Origin of the sequence: uncultured Tessaracoccus sp., assembly GCF_947255005.1 — a bacterium.
Classification (GTDB): domain Bacteria; phylum Actinomycetota; class Actinomycetes; order Propionibacteriales; family Propionibacteriaceae; genus Arachnia.
Genome location: NZ_CAMYFI010000021.1, coordinates 1 through 15,288, shown reverse-complemented (window position 1 = coordinate 15,288; position 15,288 = coordinate 1). Strand labels below are relative to the sequence as shown.

Sequence of the window (15,288 nt, the reverse complement as noted above, 5' to 3'; positions counted from 1 at the left end):
TGACCGTTATCCTCCTCGAGTTGCCGATGACCCCCGCGATTCCGCGATTATCCGCAGGCGTGGAGGATAACGGTCACGTTTCGAGGACTTGACCAGCGGGTTGGCGCTCTGCCACCATTGCCGCATGCGCAAGTGAGCATTTCGCCCCGCCCTCGAGTCCTGCTCGGGCGAGGCCAGCGACCCCACAACTTCTCACCCAAGGAATTTTCATGCTCACTATTCGTTCCATCAACCCCATTCCCGCCACGCATCTCGACCCCGATCATCAGGCTCGCATGCAGTTGTTCTCCAGGTACAACCATGAGCTGATCGGTGGGCCACAGTGGGATGTCGACGTCGAAGCCAACCTCGCATCTGCGCGCGCCACCACCGAGATCCAACGGTACTGTTGGCTCGCTGAACTCGACGGCGTCGCAGCTGGCTACGGCAATCTCGCCATCAACACCGTCGATGAGCCCGAAGTCGGAGATCTCACCATCTACGTAGCGCCGGAACATCGTAGGCAGGGTGCAGGGAAAGGGTTGCTCGCTGCCATCAATGCCCAAGCCCACTCCTTGGGGCTCTCCCGTCTGACTTGTTGGCTCACGGCGGCCCCGCCCGCTGGGGGTGCGACGCTCAGCCCCGCCCACGGCGTGGGCGCAGTGGATGCGGATCACCCAGGGATTCGAATGGCCCTCAACGACGGTTTCGAGCTCGGGCAAGTAGAACGCGTCAGCCGCTACGATTTCGCAGCGCCGCTGGTCGACCCACGCGACGCGCTCACGCAGGCCCAGTCTGCGGCCGGCGACGAGTACGAGGTGATCACGTGGAGCGGCCTAGCCGACGACGCCCTGCTGCCTGATCTGGCCCAGCTCACTGAACGCATGAGCCGCGACGTGCCGACCGGTGGGCTCACCGTGACGCCTACGACGTGGACGGCCAAGCGAATCCGCGAGCGCGACGAGCGAAATCTCATCAGCAACAGGTTCTACCGGGCTGCTGTTCGGCACCTCCCGACGGGGCAGCTCGTCGCCCTGAACGAACTGCTGCGTGACCGCAGCAACGCCGAGGCCTTCGTCGATCAGTGGGACACCGTGGTGCTGTCCGAGCATCGGGGGCACCGTCTGGGCATGGCCGTCAAGGCGGCCAACATCCTCCAGGTGCGTGAGGCAGAGCCGACGGCGACCGCGATCATCACGTGGAACGCCGAGGAGAACCGCCACATGCTGCGGGTGAACGAGGAGCTCGGGTTCCGCGAGATCCTGCGTGAGGCGGCTCTCGAGAAGCAGCTTTCGGCAGAGGGCTAGCCGAACAAGTTGACCGTTATCCTCCTCGAGAAGCCGATCAGCCCCGCTTTTCCGCGATTTCCGGCAGACGTGGAGGATAACGGTCAACCGAGCCCGTCGTGCGCACGCCCCGACTAGGCTGGGGGCATGGATACGATTCGCTGGGGAATCATTGGTACCGGACGCATCACCCGGGCCGTGGCGAAGGACTTCCGCGAGGTGGCGGGAGCCGAGCTCACGGCGGTGGCCTCGCGCACGCAGCAGCGCGCCGACGAGTGGGCCCAGGAGTTGGGCCTACAGAAGGCGTACGGTTCGTACCGCAGCTTGCTCGACGACGAAGACATCCACGTGGTCTACATCGCCACGCCCCACCCGCAGCACCTGGACATCGCGCTCGCCGCGATCGAGCGCGGGAAGGCAGTGCTGGTTGAGAAGGCTATGACCGCGACGTATGCAGGTGCCCAGAAACTCGTGCAGGCCGCACGCAGCCGGGGCGTGTTCCTCATGGAGGGCCTGTGGACGCGCTTCCAGCCGGCTATGCAGGCGGCGAAGGAGGTCGTCGCCTGGGGACGGATCGGCGACGTCGTCGGCGTGCAAGGCGACTTCAGCATCTGCCACGAGTTCGACCCCGCCGACCGCCTCTTCGCGAAGGAACTGGGCGGAGGCTCCATCCTCGACCTTGCGGTCTACCCCGTCTCGCTCGCGCAGTTCTTCCTGGGCAACGTCAAAGACGTGCGCTGCCTCACCCGGCTTTGCCCGAACGGTGTCGACGCCGCGGCCAGCATCTCGTTGCGCCACGAAGGCGACGCGCTCAGCTCGCTCACGAGTGCCATCGACGCCCACGGGCCCGGCCGGTTCATCATCTCGGGCACGAAGGGATGGATCGAGGTGGAGCCGCCCTTCTCCCACCCGACGACCATCTCGGTGCACCGCTCCGGCACGCTGCCGCGCGTGATTGAAACCAAGCTGGTGGGGCGCGGCTATGCGCATCAGTTCGCGGAGGTCACGCGTCTCGTGCAGCAGGGCGCGACGGAGAGCCCGACGATGCCGTTGGCTGACTCGCTCGAAGTCATGCGCGTCCTCGACGAGTGCGTCACCCAGGCGGGCATCACCTACGAAGAGGCGACGGTCGACCTCGGCTGACGTCACGCGTCGAGCAGAATCGCTAGGGTTTCACGGATCTCAGCCAGGTACACAGGCCCGACGTTGCCCGTTCGTCGCCGGATTCGAAGCGTCGCCACTGAGCGCACATGCTGGCACTGCGCGGCGGAAGGCGCAGCGAGTCCATTGCCGTGATCGGGATCGATGATGACTTCCACCGCGCTACGCCGGAGCGTGCGTGTGAGTGGGACGACCTGCACGACGTTCGGCCCACCGCGCAGCACACGCCCCGCGGTGATCACCACTGCCGGGCGAATGAGCCCGGCTTCGCTCCCGATAGGAGTTCCCAGGTCGATCTCGACGATGTCACCCGGCGTCAGCATCCAGCCATGCCGTCTCGTGTGGGCCCAGCTCTTCAGCAAGTTCGTCCGCCATTGCGTCTTGGCGGAGGGCTCGGAGCGCTTCGCTGACGAGCTGATCGACGGTCTCATTGCGCTCAGCAGCCAGCTTGGTGACGCGCGCATGCGTCGCCCGGCTGACGCGGATCGTGGTGGTTTCAGTCATGGCACCGCCTCACGGTTGTAGATCAATCAGTCTACACCGCCGCGCAACGCGCCACAGGGCCAAGATAGATCAAGTTCGTGGCTGGTCTACCCACCACGAACTTGATCTATCTGGCAGCGCTCGGGCGCTCAGGCCTTGGTGACCACCACGCGGATGCCGAGTTCGTCGTCGCTGTGGGTTACCTCGTCGAGGGCTTCGACGCGCTGGATGCTCGTTGCGAGCACTTCGCCGGCGATGAGGTCGAGGTTCTCGTCGACGGCCTCGACGAAGTCGGGCTCCACCGCGAGCAGCAGCGAGATGCGGTCGGACACCTCCAAGCCAGCGCGCTTTCGAGCCTCCTGCACGACGCGGGTCACCTCGCGCACCCGCCCGGCCTTGATGAGCTCGGGCGTGAGCTCGAGGTCGAGCGCCACCGTCTCGCCCTGCTCGTTCACCACAGACCAGCCCTCGCGCGGGCGCTCGGTGAGGAGCACATCGTCGGGGGTGATTTCCACTTGCTCGCCGTCCACCACGACGGTGGCCCTGCCCTCCGCCTTCAGGCGCTCGGCCAACGCCGCCGCGCGAGCCTCCGCGATAGCCGCCGCAACCTTCGGCGTGCGCTGCGCGAAGCGCTTGCCCAGGTTGCGGAAGTTGCCCTTCGCGAACACGTCGACGATGTCGCCGGCCTCCGCGAACGTCTCTACCGCCGCCACGTTGAGCTCCTGCTTGATCTCCTCCACCAGCTCGGGGGAGAGCTTCGCGAATACCGTCGACGGCACCAGCATCCGCTTTAGCGCCTGGCGGATCTTCACCTTCGACTCGGCACGCGCAGCGCGCCCGAGTTCCACGGCGCGACGGGTGAACGCCATCGCTTCCTCGAGGCCTTCGTCGAGCAGCGCCTCGTCCACCTCGGGCCACGCAGCCAGGTGCACCGACGACGGCCCGGCCGGATCCGTCGCGACGTAGAGGTCTTGCCACACGCGCTCGGTGACGAACGGCGTGATCGGCGCCATGAGGCGGGTCACGATGGAGAGCACCTCGTGCAGGGTCCACATCGCGTCTGGGTCGCCCGCCCAGAACCGGCGACGCGAGCGTCGGACGTACCAGTTCGACAGCAGGTCGACGAAGTTCGCGATCAGCGTGCCGGTGCGCTGGGTGTCGAAGTCGTCGAGCGCGTCGGTTACGTCGCGGATGAGCGCGTGCGCGGCGGATAGCAGCCAGCGGTCCAGCACGTGGCGGTTCGCGATGGCGGGCGCGTCGCCCGTCGGCTCCCAGCTGTTGGTGCGGGCGTACAGCGAGAGGAAGCTCACCGTGTTCCAATAGGTGATAAGCACCTTGCGCACGGTCTCGCCGATGGTGGCGTCGCCCACCCGACGCGCCATCCACGGCGAGCCGGAGCAGGCCATGAACCAGCGCACCGCGTCGGCGCCGTGCTTGTCTATCAGCGGGATCGGCTCGAGGATGTTGCCCAGGTGCTTGCTCATCTTGCGGCCGTCGTCGGCGAGGATGTGCCCCAGGCATACGACGTTGCGGTAGCTCGACTCGTCGAACACCAAGGTGCCGACGGCCATGAGCGAGTAGAACCAGCCGCGAGTCTGGTCGATCGCCTCGCAGATGAAGTCGGCCGGGTAGTTCGCCTCGAGTTTCTCCTTCGAGCCGGGCGCATGCGGGTAGCCCCACTGCGCGAACGGCATGGAGCCGGAGTCGAACCACGCGTCGATCACCTCGGGCACGCGACGGTACGTCTTGCCGTCGCGGGTGATCTCGACGTCGTCGATGAAGGGTCGGTGCGGGTCGAGCTCGGAGAGGTCGCGCCCGGCCAGCTCGCCCAGCTCGGCGAGCGAGCCGATGCAGAGCAGGTCGTCCTTGTCGTCGACGTTGCGCCAGATCGGCAGCGGGGTGCCCCAGTAGCGGCTGCGCGAGAGCGCCCAGTCGATGTTGTTGTTGAGCCAGTCGCCGAACCGTCCGTGTTTCACGTTGTCCGGGTACCAGTTCGTCTTCTCGTTTTCTTCGAGCAGGCGCTCCTTGATCTTGGTGGTGCGCACGTACCACGACGGCATCGCGTAGTAGATGAGCGGCGTGTGGCAGCGCCAGCAGTGAGGGTAGCTGTGCTCGTAGCTCTGCACGCGGAACATGAGCCCGCGGGCCTGGAGGTCGTCGATGAGTGGGGCGTCGGCGTCCTTGAAGAACGTCGACCCGACGAGCTTCACGCCTTCCTCGAAGTGGCCGTGGTTGTCGATGGGATTCACGAACGGCAGCCCGTAGGCGCGGCAGATCGCCATGTCGTCGGCGCCGAACGCGGGTGCCTGGTGCACCAGGCCGGTGCCGTCTTCGGTGGTCACGTAGTCGGCAAGCACCACGAAGTGCGCCTTATCGGGGAACTCGACGAGGTCGAACGGCCGCGTGTACTCCCAACGCTCCATATCCTGACCGACGAACGCCTCGCCCGTGCGCTCCCAGCCCTCGCCGAGCGCAGCGTCGAACAGGGGATCCGCGACGACGACGGGCCGCTCGCCCTCCTTCGTCGCCACGACGTAGGAGACCTCGGGATGCACCGCGACGGCGGTGTTCGACACGAGCGTCCAGGGCGTCGTCGTCCAGACGAGGAAGTCGGCCTTGCCGGCGAGCGGGCCGGACGCGACGGGGAAGCGCACGTAGATGGACTGGTCGGTGACGTCCTCGTAGCCCTGTGCCAGCTCGTGATCCGACAGCGCGGTGCCGCAGCGCGGGCAGTATGGCGCGACGCGGTAGTCCTCCTCCAGCAGCCCCTTGTCGAAGATCTGCTTGAGCGCCCACCACACGGATTCGACGTAGGGGGTGGACATGGTGACGTAGGCGTCGTCGAGGTTCACCCAGTAGCCCATTCGGGTGGTGAGCTCGGTGAAGGCGTCGACGTGGCGCAGCACGGATTCGCGGCACTTCGCGTTGAACGGCTCGATGCCGTACTTCTCGATATCTTCCTTGCCGGTGAAACCCAGCTCCTTCTCGACGGCGAGTTCGACGGGCAGGCCGTGGCAGTCCCAGCCGGCTTTGCGGTCGACGCGGAAGCCGCGCATGGTCTTGTAGCGGGGGAAGAGGTCTTTGAACACGCGCGCTTCGATGTGGTGCGTGCCCGGCTTGCCATTCGCCGTCGGGGGGCCTTCGTAGAAGGTCCAGGTTTCGGCATCCTTGGTGCGTTCGAGGGACTGCTCAAACGTGTGCTGTTCCTGCCACAGCTGCAGCACTTCGTGCTCGAGCGCGGGGAAGTCCACCTGGGTGTCCACTGCGCGGTAGGTCATGCTCGATCCTTCGTCTCATCTCACGTCGACGAAGGGACGAGCATCTGCCCGCGGTACCACCCTTCTTGGGCGCTGATGCGCCCCGCTTGGTTCGCTGCCGCTGCCGGTTCTAGTGAGTCTCGCGACCGTTCTTCCGGCGGCTCCGGGGTGATTGCCCCATCACTGCCTTGCGTGCCCGCCTATTATGCGCCGACTTGCGCGCTTTCCTCAAGCGAGCGACGAGGCTCACACATAGTCCCCGGATGTTAGGGGCCGTGCTTCACAGATTTTTCCTCGCGAAATGACTGGTGTGGTGGCGATCATGGGGTATGGATCGTGAGGGGTTATCGTTGCAGGCTCGTTTTGAGGTGACCAAGAAGTACGCTGCTGCGTACGAGGCGGCGTCGAAGACAGACAAGGGCTTGATCTTGGATCAGGTATCGAGGCGACCTGGCCTGGCGCGCTGGTGCAGACCTGTATGGGTCTACCTGATCCGCGCCTTGATGCGCTACGTGTCCTACTCGGATCGTAAGGCCGTGGCCGCGATGCTCAAACCGATCTACACCGCCGTCGACGACGACGACGCCTTGATGGCGCTGACCGCGTTCGCTGATTCGGTCCTGGGCCGGAAATATCCGATGGCGGTGAAAACCTGGGAAGACGCCTGGGATCGGTTCATCCCGTTCCTCGATTTTGGGCCCGCGACCCGCAAGGTGATCTACACCACCAACCAGGTCGAGTCGTTGAACTACCAGATGCGCAAAATCATCAAAAACCGCGGCCAATTCCCCAACGACGCCTCGGTAGTCAAGCTGCTCTGGCTCGCGATCCGCAACATCGAAGACAAACGAGCCCGTGAACGAGCCAAGGAAGCAGGCCTACCCAAAGGCACCAACCGGAAGGCCCCCTGGCAAGCTCGTCGAAGGCGCCACCATCCAAGGCTGGACCAAAGCCCTCAACAAACTCGCACCACGCTACCCCGAACGATTCCCCCAAACCACCTAAAAACAGACCACTTACACAAACGACTTGACAAGCTCCTTTGGAGCGTGAACTCACAGCGCATGGAGTCGTGTGTCACCTCCGCATTGCTGGGGGCATCGGCAGGCAGATCCCCGCGCGCTTCCAGCCAAAGCCGTTCAGCGTGAGTCCTTTCGCTCAAGGCTTTCCCACTCCACTAGCGATAGTGCTTCACCACCGCGTCGATTGTGGCCTTCTGCGTGGGGCTGAGGGTGGAAGGGTCCCGCACGCTCCCGCAATGACACACAGTGGGTACGACCGGGCCCATCTTCCAAGCCTCGATTCGATCCTTGAACATGGGCACGCCATCCCACGCGAGGGACCAACCTTGCACGTAGTACAGCAGCTTTTGCCGCTGAACCTCGCCGAGGCGAAGGCTCGTCTCGTTGATGTGCTTCAGCACGTCCAAAGCCCTAGTCATCGATCTGCCTCCTTACGCCTCTACGATCAAACTGCAATTGCATCGGGCGGATTGTCTCCCTCTTTACGATGGTACATCGCGAACTCGGACGAGGACAGATTCCCGGCAGGAGGCACCCTGTCGGAGCATGGGCTCTGCGAGCCGGAGGCGCGCTGCTCCCCTCGAATTCAACCTCCCGCGGCTAAGCAGTCCTCACCGGTTGCTTGAACAGCGCCAGCGTGTCGGCCCAGCGCCTCGCAGGGTTGCGACGGCGACAAGACCGAGACTGCTCAAGGCAAGTGCCCAGTGCCACCAGGAAACCGGCAAAGCCCTCCCCGTGATATCGGCGAAGCCGAGGAGCATGGCCAAAGTGTCGCCCGCGAGGAGCCATGCCACCGCCAGGAGTGAGGCCAGGAGCACGCCAGAGGCTTGCCACACCGAGACGGCAAGGATCGAGCAGGAGATCAGTACGCAGGCGATGGCGGCCTCGTAGAGGCTCTTGGCGGCTGGCTGGTCAGCGATGGACCATGCGAGGCTATGCGGAACGAGTATCCCCATGAGGGTCGTCGCACGTAATGTGAGATACACGTAGCAGGTCCTCGGCAGAGTTGCGCTGAGCTCGGGTGTGGGGTCGACGAGCAGAACCGCTCCCAAGACTGGCATGAATGAGATGACGAACTGCCGCACGTAACGATGCCCATCTGCACCAGGCAGATCCATGGCTTCGTCTCCAAGGGCGAACACGCACACGATCGCAACGACCAGCACGAACGCGAAGGCAGGCCATCGCCACAACCGTGCGGATGCCGAGACGCTCATCAGATGGGCTCGTAGGTATCCCAGGCATCGGCCTGCACGAAGGGCAAGTAAATTGCCAGTGCAACGCCGATGCACGCTACGCACAGCAGCATTGCCAGCCAAGGTCGGTTCTTACCACGGTGCGTAACGAAGACCAGCCCGGACCAGATTGCTACTGCCGTCATGAGGTTCAAGCTGACGGTGGCGATCAGGAGTCTTGGGATTGGGCGTCCCCCGGTGACCATCCACGTGGGCATTTCGATGGTGAACAGCTCCGGCCAGCCGTGCCAGAAGAAGACCCTGTGCGCAAGAAACATCGCGAACAAGACGCCGGGGATACTCCAATACGATGGGATGAGCATGGCCACGGCTGACCCCACCGCGATGCCGGCGACGAGTGCGGCGGGTCCCGTGAACAATTGCCAAGGCAAGGTAAGCCCTCGTGGATCTGCCTGACAGAGCCAGCACACCAAGCCGCAGACGGTGAGCGCGCTGAGCTGCACAGCGAACCCCTGCGCGGCCACCGCTGCTGAGATGTGGAATACGGGCTTCCATCGCTGCACATTGGCTGGAAGCACCTGCTGAATCTCGGGCTTGACATTGACCAACACCAGCGCGACGACAGCCGCGGCAGCCACTGGAGACATCAACAGTGTCGCACCGCTCCAAACGGACAGCATCCAAGACCAGTCGACTCGCCACCCAAACGGAATTCCGTCGACAGGCCGCACGTTGGACATCACCATCAGCTGCGCAATCGTCAAGGTCGGAAGGACCAGCTTCCAAGATGCCTTGACCCACATGAATACCGCGCTCATAGCTCAGCGTTTCCGATCAATGAGAGCAGCCAAGACTCGTTGACTTCCGAGGTGAGTGGCCCTTGGTGCACCACCTTTCCCTCGCGCAATACGATCACCGAGCTGGCAAGTGACAGCACATCCTCGATGATGTGGCTCGACAACAACACAGCTCCGTGAGTGCGCTCCCGGATGAGCTCCACCATCGTGGCGCGTTGCCGTGGGTCAAGCCCCGTACTCGGCTCATCCAGCAGGAGACTGCCAGACTTCGCCGCCAATGCCTGAGCCAGCCAGACCCTGCGCACCATACCGCCCGACAATCTCTTCAGCTTGTCATCAGCCCGGCTTGCCAATCCCACAGCGGCAAGTGCCTCCATCGCCTGGGCCCGAGCCGCACTTCGGTCAAGATCTCGCATCCAAGTGAGGTACGCCACGAAATCGACAGCAGTGAGTTCCCTCGGTACCGCCGCCGTTTGAGGCATGAAAGCGATCTTGCGCAGTGCTTCCCTGCGCTCTCCCCGTAGATACGGATTCAAGCCATCGATCGTCACTTGGCCCGAAGTCGGATCAAGTGCTCCCGACAACGTTCTCAGCAGCGTCGTCTTTCCAGAGCCATTGGCACCCAGGAGCGCGGTGACGCCCTCGGACACCGAAATTGAGACCGCGGACAGCGATGCTTTCGCTGTCCGCGGGTACCGGACGCACAACGCGTTGGTCTCGATCAACTAGATCCGCCCCTGAGACTGCGCGCCGCACGGATCGATCGCCCAAGCGACATCCACGCAGACCTTCGTAGCACCGGTCCACGTGCCGCCAGTCGGTGCGCCGTAGTTCACCTTGTTTGCGACACTCCTGTAGGAGGTGCTCGTGGTGTTCCGGCTACGCGCCGACACCGTCTGCGAGAGGTTCCACGCATAGGCCTGAACGTATACCCCCCGACCGTTGTAGACCCCCGCCTTCGCAGTCGCGTTGTTCCTGACGTAGAGAATGTCCATCGCCACATTCCCGTATGCGTACCCCGCGGTCCTTCCCGACTGCGTCACGGTCTTGCCAGAGTAGGTATAGGCAGCATCTGCATCCGGAACCGGAGCCAATACGCCCAGGGCCAAGGAGCCAACCATGGCCGCGCCGATGAGGTTCTTCTTCAGGGACATCATTGTTCCTTTCGCAATAGGAATCGCAGAACGACTGCCCTTTGGTGCGTGGAGATTCCGATAGGCGTACGGGACTGACGGCCAATCTGCGACAGTGATTGATTCGAATATCTCACCGTGGTGCCTCATTGTCAAGTCCCCGACGTGCCTCAGCTTCTTTGAGCGCGTGGGATGGTTTGGTGCCTCAGATAGTTTGAGCGCGAAGCTTGCCGGGTGGAAGGCAAGATTCCGATGGCCGCGAGGCGACAGGTGACGAACAAGCTCAGGGCCGCGTATGCGCGGGCGTCAAAAACGGACCGGGGACAGATCCTCGATGAGGTGATGTCGACAACGGGGATGGGCCGGTCCACGGCCAGGCGGATGCTCACGGGCCCAGCATTGCCAGCGCCTGCTGAACAGATCGACCGGCGCCAGTTGCGCCCGAAGGGCTACAGCGACGATTCCCGAGCATTGCTGGAACACGTGTGGGCGCTCATGGGCATACTCTGCGGGAAGTATCTGACCGTGATGCTGCCGATGTGGCTGTCCCTGCTCGCTGACGCCGGGAACCTGGACAACAAGCCGTTCGCGACCCCCGCCGCGCGGAAGAGTTGGAAGCGATGAGCGCGGCGACCATCGACCGGTACCTGGACCCGGCACGGGACCGGATGCGGCTACGGGGTATCTCGACCAGGGCCCCTGCGCCAGCGTTGCTGCGCAACTCGATCGGATTGTCCAAGGCCGGGGACGCACCACCGACCACGCTGGGAGGGATCGAGGCGGACACGGTGGCGCACTGCGGGCCCACGTTCGCCGGAGAGTTCGCCAGGACCCTGACGATGACTTGCCTGGTCACCGGGTGGACCGAGAACGCCACGATCCGCAACAACGCGTCGAAGTGGATCGTCGGGGCCGTTAGCCAATTACGGCAGCGGTTCCCGTTCCCGCTGGTCGTATTCGACTCGGACAACGGGTCAGAGTTCATCAACCACGAAGTCGCCAACTGGCTACAAGCCCAAGACATCGCACAGACCCGGTCCCGGCCCTACCGCAAGAACGACCAAGCCACCGTGGAATCCAAGAACAACCACGTCGTCGGCCAGCACGCGTTCCACTGGCGCTACGACACGTCCGCAGAACTCGCTCTCCTCAACGAGCTCTGGCCGCACGTATTACTGCGATTAAACTTCTTCACCCCGACGAAGAAACCAATCGGGTACACCACCGGCCCCTCAGTGCGCCGCACACGACGCTACGACACGCCAGCCACCCCTGGCAACGCGTGCTCGCCTCCGGCCTCCTCGCCGACGAACAAGCAGCCACCACACAAGCCCGCATCGCGGGCGTGAACCCCGCGGACCTGACCCGGCGAATCACCCAGATCCAACACCGCTTGATCAAGCTCTCCCAACACAAAACCAACGCCCTCGCCGCCACGCGCGGCCTGGACATGACATTCTTGACACCATCAATACAACGACTCAGAACAACAACATGAACCACAAGCCTCGCGCTCACAATCCGTGAGGCACCAGCCCACCACACGCGCTCACTTTCCAGTGAGGCACCTCGGTCCCCGCGAAATCGCCCGCATCCAACAAGAACTCACCCGACTCGCCGCCACCAAAACCCGCCAACTCGAACAACAAACCCGACCCAAACTCCCCCAATCAGCGGCATCCGACAACACGCCAGCTAACCCCAGTTACGCGGGGAAAACTATCTGAGGCACAACCCCAAGTTCGAGGGGACTTGACAATGAGGCACCACGCCGAGTCCGTATCGACGACGCCCCGCGCCCGCTGCACGGCGTGGCCTCGTGCGTGTGTGGGACGGGCATACACTTGGAAATCGAGAAGGAGGTGCGCATGTTCGACTGGCAAGCGTGGGCTGCGGCGAGAGGCTGGATTTTTCACTGCGGCTGGCCCCACATCCTTGCCCAGTTTGGCGGCGGAGGTCTGCGCAAGGGGGTGCTGCGCGAGGTGCCCATGGGCATTGAGGGGCGCTTCGGCGAATACCCCTGCCTGACGTTTTTCACCACAGCAGGCACCGACCCCTGGGGCGGCTACTGTGTCGTCGGGCTTCGCGTACCCGGAGCTCAGTTCCCCACGCTGAGTATCGCCTCAGTACTAGAAACCCTCGACGGTCCTCGCGTCGAGGTGGGCGGTGATTTCGACGTCGAGTGGCAGGCCGTCGCCTCCTCCCCGGCGTTCGCACGCGACGTGCTCGTCCCGGCGGTTGTCTCCCAGCTCGCCAGGGTGGAGTTCGAGTGCCTGTGGTTCGAGCGCGACGCCATCTTGTTCAGCACCCGCCGTGACCTCACCGTCGAGGATGTCGACGAGTACCTCACGGTGCTGCACACCATCGTCGACGCCATTCCCGTTCGGGTGCTGGCCGCCGTCGGCGCCGGACGCGCGCTTCCCGTGCCGCAGCCTCCCCTGGTGCGCCCGGGCCCCCTGGCCAGGCAACGTTTCCAGTTCGGCACCTCGGCCGACGCCTGGCGCGCCTGGACCGCGCAGCGGCAGTGGCTGTTCGCGTCATCGACGGACATCCACAGCCGCCTCAAATACAAGCTCCCCGTGACACCCGACGGGCACGGTTTCGTCGGCAAGTTCGGCGATCTGCCGGTGTTCGGTTTCCAAGCCTCCCCGCTGCGCAACGTGGTGGGTGTGCGCATCCCCGGTACGCGCCTGCCCGTCGTCGCGCTGAACAAAGACGATGAGGTGATGATTGAGCTGATGGGGGCCGGCGACCTGGAGATTGGCGACCCGGCGTTCGACTACACCTGGCGCATCCGCGCCGACGACGCCGACGGCGCCCGCCTGCTCTTGCGCCCGCAGCTGCGGCAGTGCTTTGACGAAGCACCCCCGTTCGACCGCCTGTGGTTTGGCGGCGACGCCATCGCGCTCATCACCACCCAAGCCATCGCACCCGGCTCCGTGGACGGATTGTTGACGTGGCTCCTCGACATCGCAGGCCAGCTCCCGCTCACGGTGGGCGAGAACGACTGAAAGGAATCCCATGGCCATTTTTGATGTGCCCCTCGACGAGCTCCGTCGCCGCACCTCGATTAAATGGACGCGCTTCGAACCGGACGTGCTGCCGATGTTCGTGGCGGAGATGGACTGCCGCGTTCCCGAGCCCGTCGCTCAGCGGATCGAGCAGGCGCTGCGCGACGGCGACACCGGCTACCCAGAGCAGCCAATCTACCGTGAGGCCTTCGCCGATTTCGCTGAGTGGCGCTGGGGCTGGACGCCCAACCTCGCCAATGCAACGCGTTCCGGCGACGTGATGCAGGGCATGCGCTACGCCATCGAAGCAGTCACTGCCCCCGGCGACCGCGTCGTGTTCAACCCGCCCATCTATCCGCCGTTTCGGCAGATCATCAACGGCACGGCCCGCACCCCCGTCGAAGTGCCGCTGGTGGACGACCGCCTCGACTTCGACGGGCTCGATCACGCCTTCGCCGACGGGGCCCGCGCCTACCTGCTGTGCTCACCGCACAACCCGAACGGCACGGTGCACACCCTAGAAGAACTCGCCCAGGTGGCCGAGCTCGCGCGGCGCCATGACGTCACCGTCATCGTCGACGAGATCCACGCGCCCTTCAACGGTGCGGAGTTCACGCCTTTCCTCGCCCTCGACGACCCAGGCAAGGCCATTGTGTCGACGTCGGCGGCGAAGGCGTTCAACCTCGCTGGTTTGAAGGCTGGGCTCCTGTTCGCCAGTGACGCCGCCGCCGACGCGTTGCACCGCATGCCGAGCTACGTCGGCGAGGCGATGAGCCATTTCGGTGCGCTCGCCCACACGGCGGCGCTCACGCACTGCCGCGAGTGGCTCGTCGAACTCCAAGGCGAGTTGGAACGCAATCGTCGGCTCTTTGCCGACCTGCTGAGCGAACACCTGCCTATGTTGCGCTACGAACCCGCCGAGGGCACCTATCTCGCATGGCTGGACTGCACGCCGCTTGGCATCGACAGCCCGGGCGCGTTGTTCCACGAGCAGGGCAGGGTACGCTTCAATTTCGGTGCAGACTTCGCGCCGGAAACTGCGCAATGGGTGCGGGTGAATCTCGCCACCAGTAGGGAGATTATTGAGGAAGGTATTCGACGGATGTCCGTAGCGGTGAACGTGCGGAACTCGTAGCCTTCTGGTTAGGTGGCCTGGTGGACTGGTGTTTGTTTGTCCAGTCGTTCGAGGCCGATAAGGAAAGGAGCCACCCATGGCATTACCTATGGCTGCATGGCGGCTGGCCTACACGAGTGGCAAATGGCTGGCCTTGTCGGGGCCGACGTCGTTGGTCATCATGCCACCCCCGCCCGCCGAGATGTCGGCATTCGCGACGAACCTGTGGCGCGGCACGCTCGAAACGCGCACCCCTGAGGCGCTGTTCGAGTTCGTGCACGAGGTGGGCATCGGTTCGCTGCGCGACTTCGCCGCGTTCTTCTGGGACAAGGCGGGCCTGCACGGCCTGTTCCGTGGCGCGGTGCAACTGCTCGATGTCGACGGCGAGCTCGTCGCCGAGGGTGAGGATGCGGTGACGTGGCAGGAGGAGCTGCTCGACCATGACCAGACCTACACCATCCAGCTTGCCCCCGTTGAGGCAGACCAGGCACGGCTGCCGCTCGTCGTCGGCGCCGCCTTGGTGTCGTCCGTAACGCTGACGACGGCGAAAGACCAGCTCATTCGGCTCCCCGACGCGGAGTCCATGGGAATCCTCGAGAAGATCCCCGTGTTGGGCGTGCGACGCCGTCAGCGCCCCCTGCCTGCTCGCGCAGCAATCCCGGGCGCCGCGAAGCCCAGCCCCTGGGCGGATACTCAGCCCGCAGCTGGGCCAGTTGACGACGTGACGCTGGACGCCAAGACGCTGCCGCAGCCGCTCGCTCCGCAGCCGGCTGCGGCTCCATCCATCGCCGCGGCGGCTGCGGGTGTGCCGTCGCCCGAGCCCGAGGTAGAACCCCACCAGCTTGCGGA

General features: G+C 64.4%; 15 protein-coding genes and 1 pseudogene. 8 read left to right on the top strand and 8 right to left on the bottom strand.

The window, feature by feature from the left end:
* Nucleotides 1-209 precede the first annotated feature (209 nt).
* Both Q0X61_RS06385 and Q0X61_RS06380 read left to right on the top strand, forming a co-directional pair.
* Nucleotides 210-1,286, top strand: coding sequence for a GNAT family N-acetyltransferase (locus Q0X61_RS06385; RefSeq protein WP_297741457.1), 1,077 nt, complete (start codon nucleotides 210-212; stop codon nucleotides 1,284-1,286).
* A 126-nt stretch (nucleotides 1,287-1,412) separates the two neighbouring features.
* Nucleotides 1,413-2,408 (top strand): Gfo/Idh/MocA family protein, encoded by a 996-nt coding sequence (locus Q0X61_RS06380; protein WP_297741456.1) that lies wholly within the window; start codon nucleotides 1,413-1,415, stop codon nucleotides 2,406-2,408.
* A 2-nt stretch (nucleotides 2,409-2,410) separates the two neighbouring features.
* On the opposite strand, the gene Q0X61_RS06375 is transcribed toward Q0X61_RS06380, so the two are convergent.
* From Q0X61_RS06375 to ileS, 3 genes are all read right to left on the bottom strand, one after another.
* Nucleotides 2,411-2,749 (bottom strand): type II toxin-antitoxin system PemK/MazF family toxin, encoded by a 339-nt coding sequence (locus Q0X61_RS06375; protein ID WP_297741454.1) that lies wholly within the window; start codon nucleotides 2,747-2,749, stop codon nucleotides 2,411-2,413.
* Nucleotides 2,733-2,930, bottom strand: a complete 198-nt coding sequence (locus Q0X61_RS06370; RefSeq protein WP_297741452.1) for a hypothetical protein — start codon at nucleotides 2,928-2,930, stop codon at nucleotides 2,733-2,735. The genes Q0X61_RS06375 and Q0X61_RS06370 overlap by 17 nt, the downstream gene beginning before the upstream one ends.
* A 128-nt stretch (nucleotides 2,931-3,058) precedes the next feature.
* Complete coding sequence (ileS, locus tag Q0X61_RS06365; RefSeq protein ID WP_297741450.1) at nucleotides 3,059-6,187, bottom strand: isoleucine--tRNA ligase; 3,129 nt, start codon at nucleotides 6,185-6,187, stop codon at nucleotides 3,059-3,061.
* 418 nt (nucleotides 6,188-6,605) lie between these two features.
* Between ileS and Q0X61_RS06360 the strand changes: the two are divergent.
* Nucleotides 6,606-7,171 (top strand): annotated as a pseudogene (locus Q0X61_RS06360) (transposase); the annotation flags it as partial.
* 172 nt (nucleotides 7,172-7,343) lie between these two features.
* Here the strand turns inward: Q0X61_RS06360 and Q0X61_RS06355 are convergent.
* From Q0X61_RS06355 to Q0X61_RS06335, 5 genes are all read right to left on the bottom strand, one after another.
* Nucleotides 7,344-7,607, bottom strand: coding sequence for a Panacea domain-containing protein (locus tag Q0X61_RS06355; protein WP_297741448.1), 264 nt, complete (start codon nucleotides 7,605-7,607; stop codon nucleotides 7,344-7,346).
* Between the two features lie 192 nt (nucleotides 7,608-7,799).
* Nucleotides 7,800-8,405 (bottom strand): hypothetical protein, encoded by a 606-nt coding sequence (locus tag Q0X61_RS06350; RefSeq protein ID WP_297741446.1) that lies wholly within the window; start codon nucleotides 8,403-8,405, stop codon nucleotides 7,800-7,802.
* Complete coding sequence (locus Q0X61_RS06345; protein WP_297741444.1) at nucleotides 8,405-9,202, bottom strand: hypothetical protein; 798 nt, start codon at nucleotides 9,200-9,202, stop codon at nucleotides 8,405-8,407. The genes Q0X61_RS06350 and Q0X61_RS06345 overlap by 1 nt, the downstream gene beginning before the upstream one ends.
* On the bottom strand, nucleotides 9,199-9,906 hold the full coding sequence (locus tag Q0X61_RS06340; protein ID WP_297741442.1) for an ABC transporter ATP-binding protein: 708 nt from the start codon (nucleotides 9,904-9,906) through the stop codon (nucleotides 9,199-9,201). Before Q0X61_RS06340 ends, Q0X61_RS06345 begins: the two co-directional genes overlap by 4 nt.
* On the bottom strand, nucleotides 9,907-10,335 hold the full coding sequence (locus tag Q0X61_RS06335) for a hypothetical protein (RefSeq protein ID WP_297741440.1): 429 nt from the start codon (nucleotides 10,333-10,335) through the stop codon (nucleotides 9,907-9,909). It abuts the gene before it with no gap.
* A gap of 213 nt (nucleotides 10,336-10,548) precedes the next feature.
* Here Q0X61_RS06335 and Q0X61_RS06330 point away from each other — a divergent pair, with 213 nt between their 5' ends.
* The 5 genes from Q0X61_RS06330 to Q0X61_RS06310 all read left to right on the top strand — a co-directional run.
* Nucleotides 10,549-10,938, top strand: a complete 390-nt coding sequence (locus Q0X61_RS06330) for a hypothetical protein (protein ID WP_297741438.1) — start codon at nucleotides 10,549-10,551, stop codon at nucleotides 10,936-10,938.
* Entirely contained in the window at nucleotides 10,935-11,663 is a 729-nt protein-coding gene (locus tag Q0X61_RS06325; protein WP_297741436.1) for a DDE-type integrase/transposase/recombinase, read from the top strand. The genes Q0X61_RS06330 and Q0X61_RS06325 overlap by 4 nt, the downstream gene beginning before the upstream one ends.
* Before the next feature lie 519 nt (nucleotides 11,664-12,182).
* The gene (locus Q0X61_RS06320; RefSeq protein WP_297741435.1) at nucleotides 12,183-13,325 is read left to right on the top strand and encodes a hypothetical protein; all 1,143 of its coding nucleotides are present in this window, start codon (nucleotides 12,183-12,185) and stop codon (nucleotides 13,323-13,325) included.
* A gap of 10 nt (nucleotides 13,326-13,335) precedes the next feature.
* Nucleotides 13,336-14,460 (top strand): MalY/PatB family protein, encoded by a 1,125-nt coding sequence (locus Q0X61_RS06315; protein ID WP_297741433.1) that lies wholly within the window; start codon nucleotides 13,336-13,338, stop codon nucleotides 14,458-14,460.
* A 76-nt stretch (nucleotides 14,461-14,536) separates the two neighbouring features.
* The coding region (locus tag Q0X61_RS06310) for a hypothetical protein (protein WP_297741431.1) at nucleotides 14,537-15,288 on the top strand (752 nt) is incomplete at its 3' end.

Coding starts and splice junctions, on each gene's coding strand:
- Q0X61_RS06375 (WP_297741454.1), bottom strand. CDS start 2,749: ATGCTGACGCCGGGTGACATCGTCGAGATCGACCTGGGAACTCCTATC.
- Q0X61_RS06370 (WP_297741452.1), bottom strand. CDS start 2,930: ATGACTGAAACCACCACGATCCGCGTCAGCCGGGCGACGCATGCGCGC.
- Q0X61_RS06380 (WP_297741456.1), top strand. CDS start 1,413: ATGGATACGATTCGCTGGGGAATCATTGGTACCGGACGCATCACCCGG.
- Q0X61_RS06345 (WP_297741444.1), bottom strand. CDS start 9,202: ATGAGCGCGGTATTCATGTGGGTCAAGGCATCTTGGAAGCTGGTCCTT.
- Q0X61_RS06315 (WP_297741433.1), top strand. CDS start 13,336: ATGGCCATTTTTGATGTGCCCCTCGACGAGCTCCGTCGCCGCACCTCG.
- Q0X61_RS06325 (WP_297741436.1), top strand. CDS start 10,935: ATGAGCGCGGCGACCATCGACCGGTACCTGGACCCGGCACGGGACCGG.
- ileS (WP_297741450.1), bottom strand. CDS start 6,187: ATGACCTACCGCGCAGTGGACACCCAGGTGGACTTCCCCGCGCTCGAG.
- Q0X61_RS06320 (WP_297741435.1), top strand. CDS start 12,183: ATGTTCGACTGGCAAGCGTGGGCTGCGGCGAGAGGCTGGATTTTTCAC.
- Q0X61_RS06350 (WP_297741446.1), bottom strand. CDS start 8,405: ATGAGCGTCTCGGCATCCGCACGGTTGTGGCGATGGCCTGCCTTCGCG.
- Q0X61_RS06385 (WP_297741457.1), top strand. CDS start 210: ATGCTCACTATTCGTTCCATCAACCCCATTCCCGCCACGCATCTCGAC.
- Q0X61_RS06335 (WP_297741440.1), bottom strand. CDS start 10,335: ATGTCCCTGAAGAAGAACCTCATCGGCGCGGCCATGGTTGGCTCCTTG.
- Q0X61_RS06355 (WP_297741448.1), bottom strand. CDS start 7,607: ATGACTAGGGCTTTGGACGTGCTGAAGCACATCAACGAGACGAGCCTT.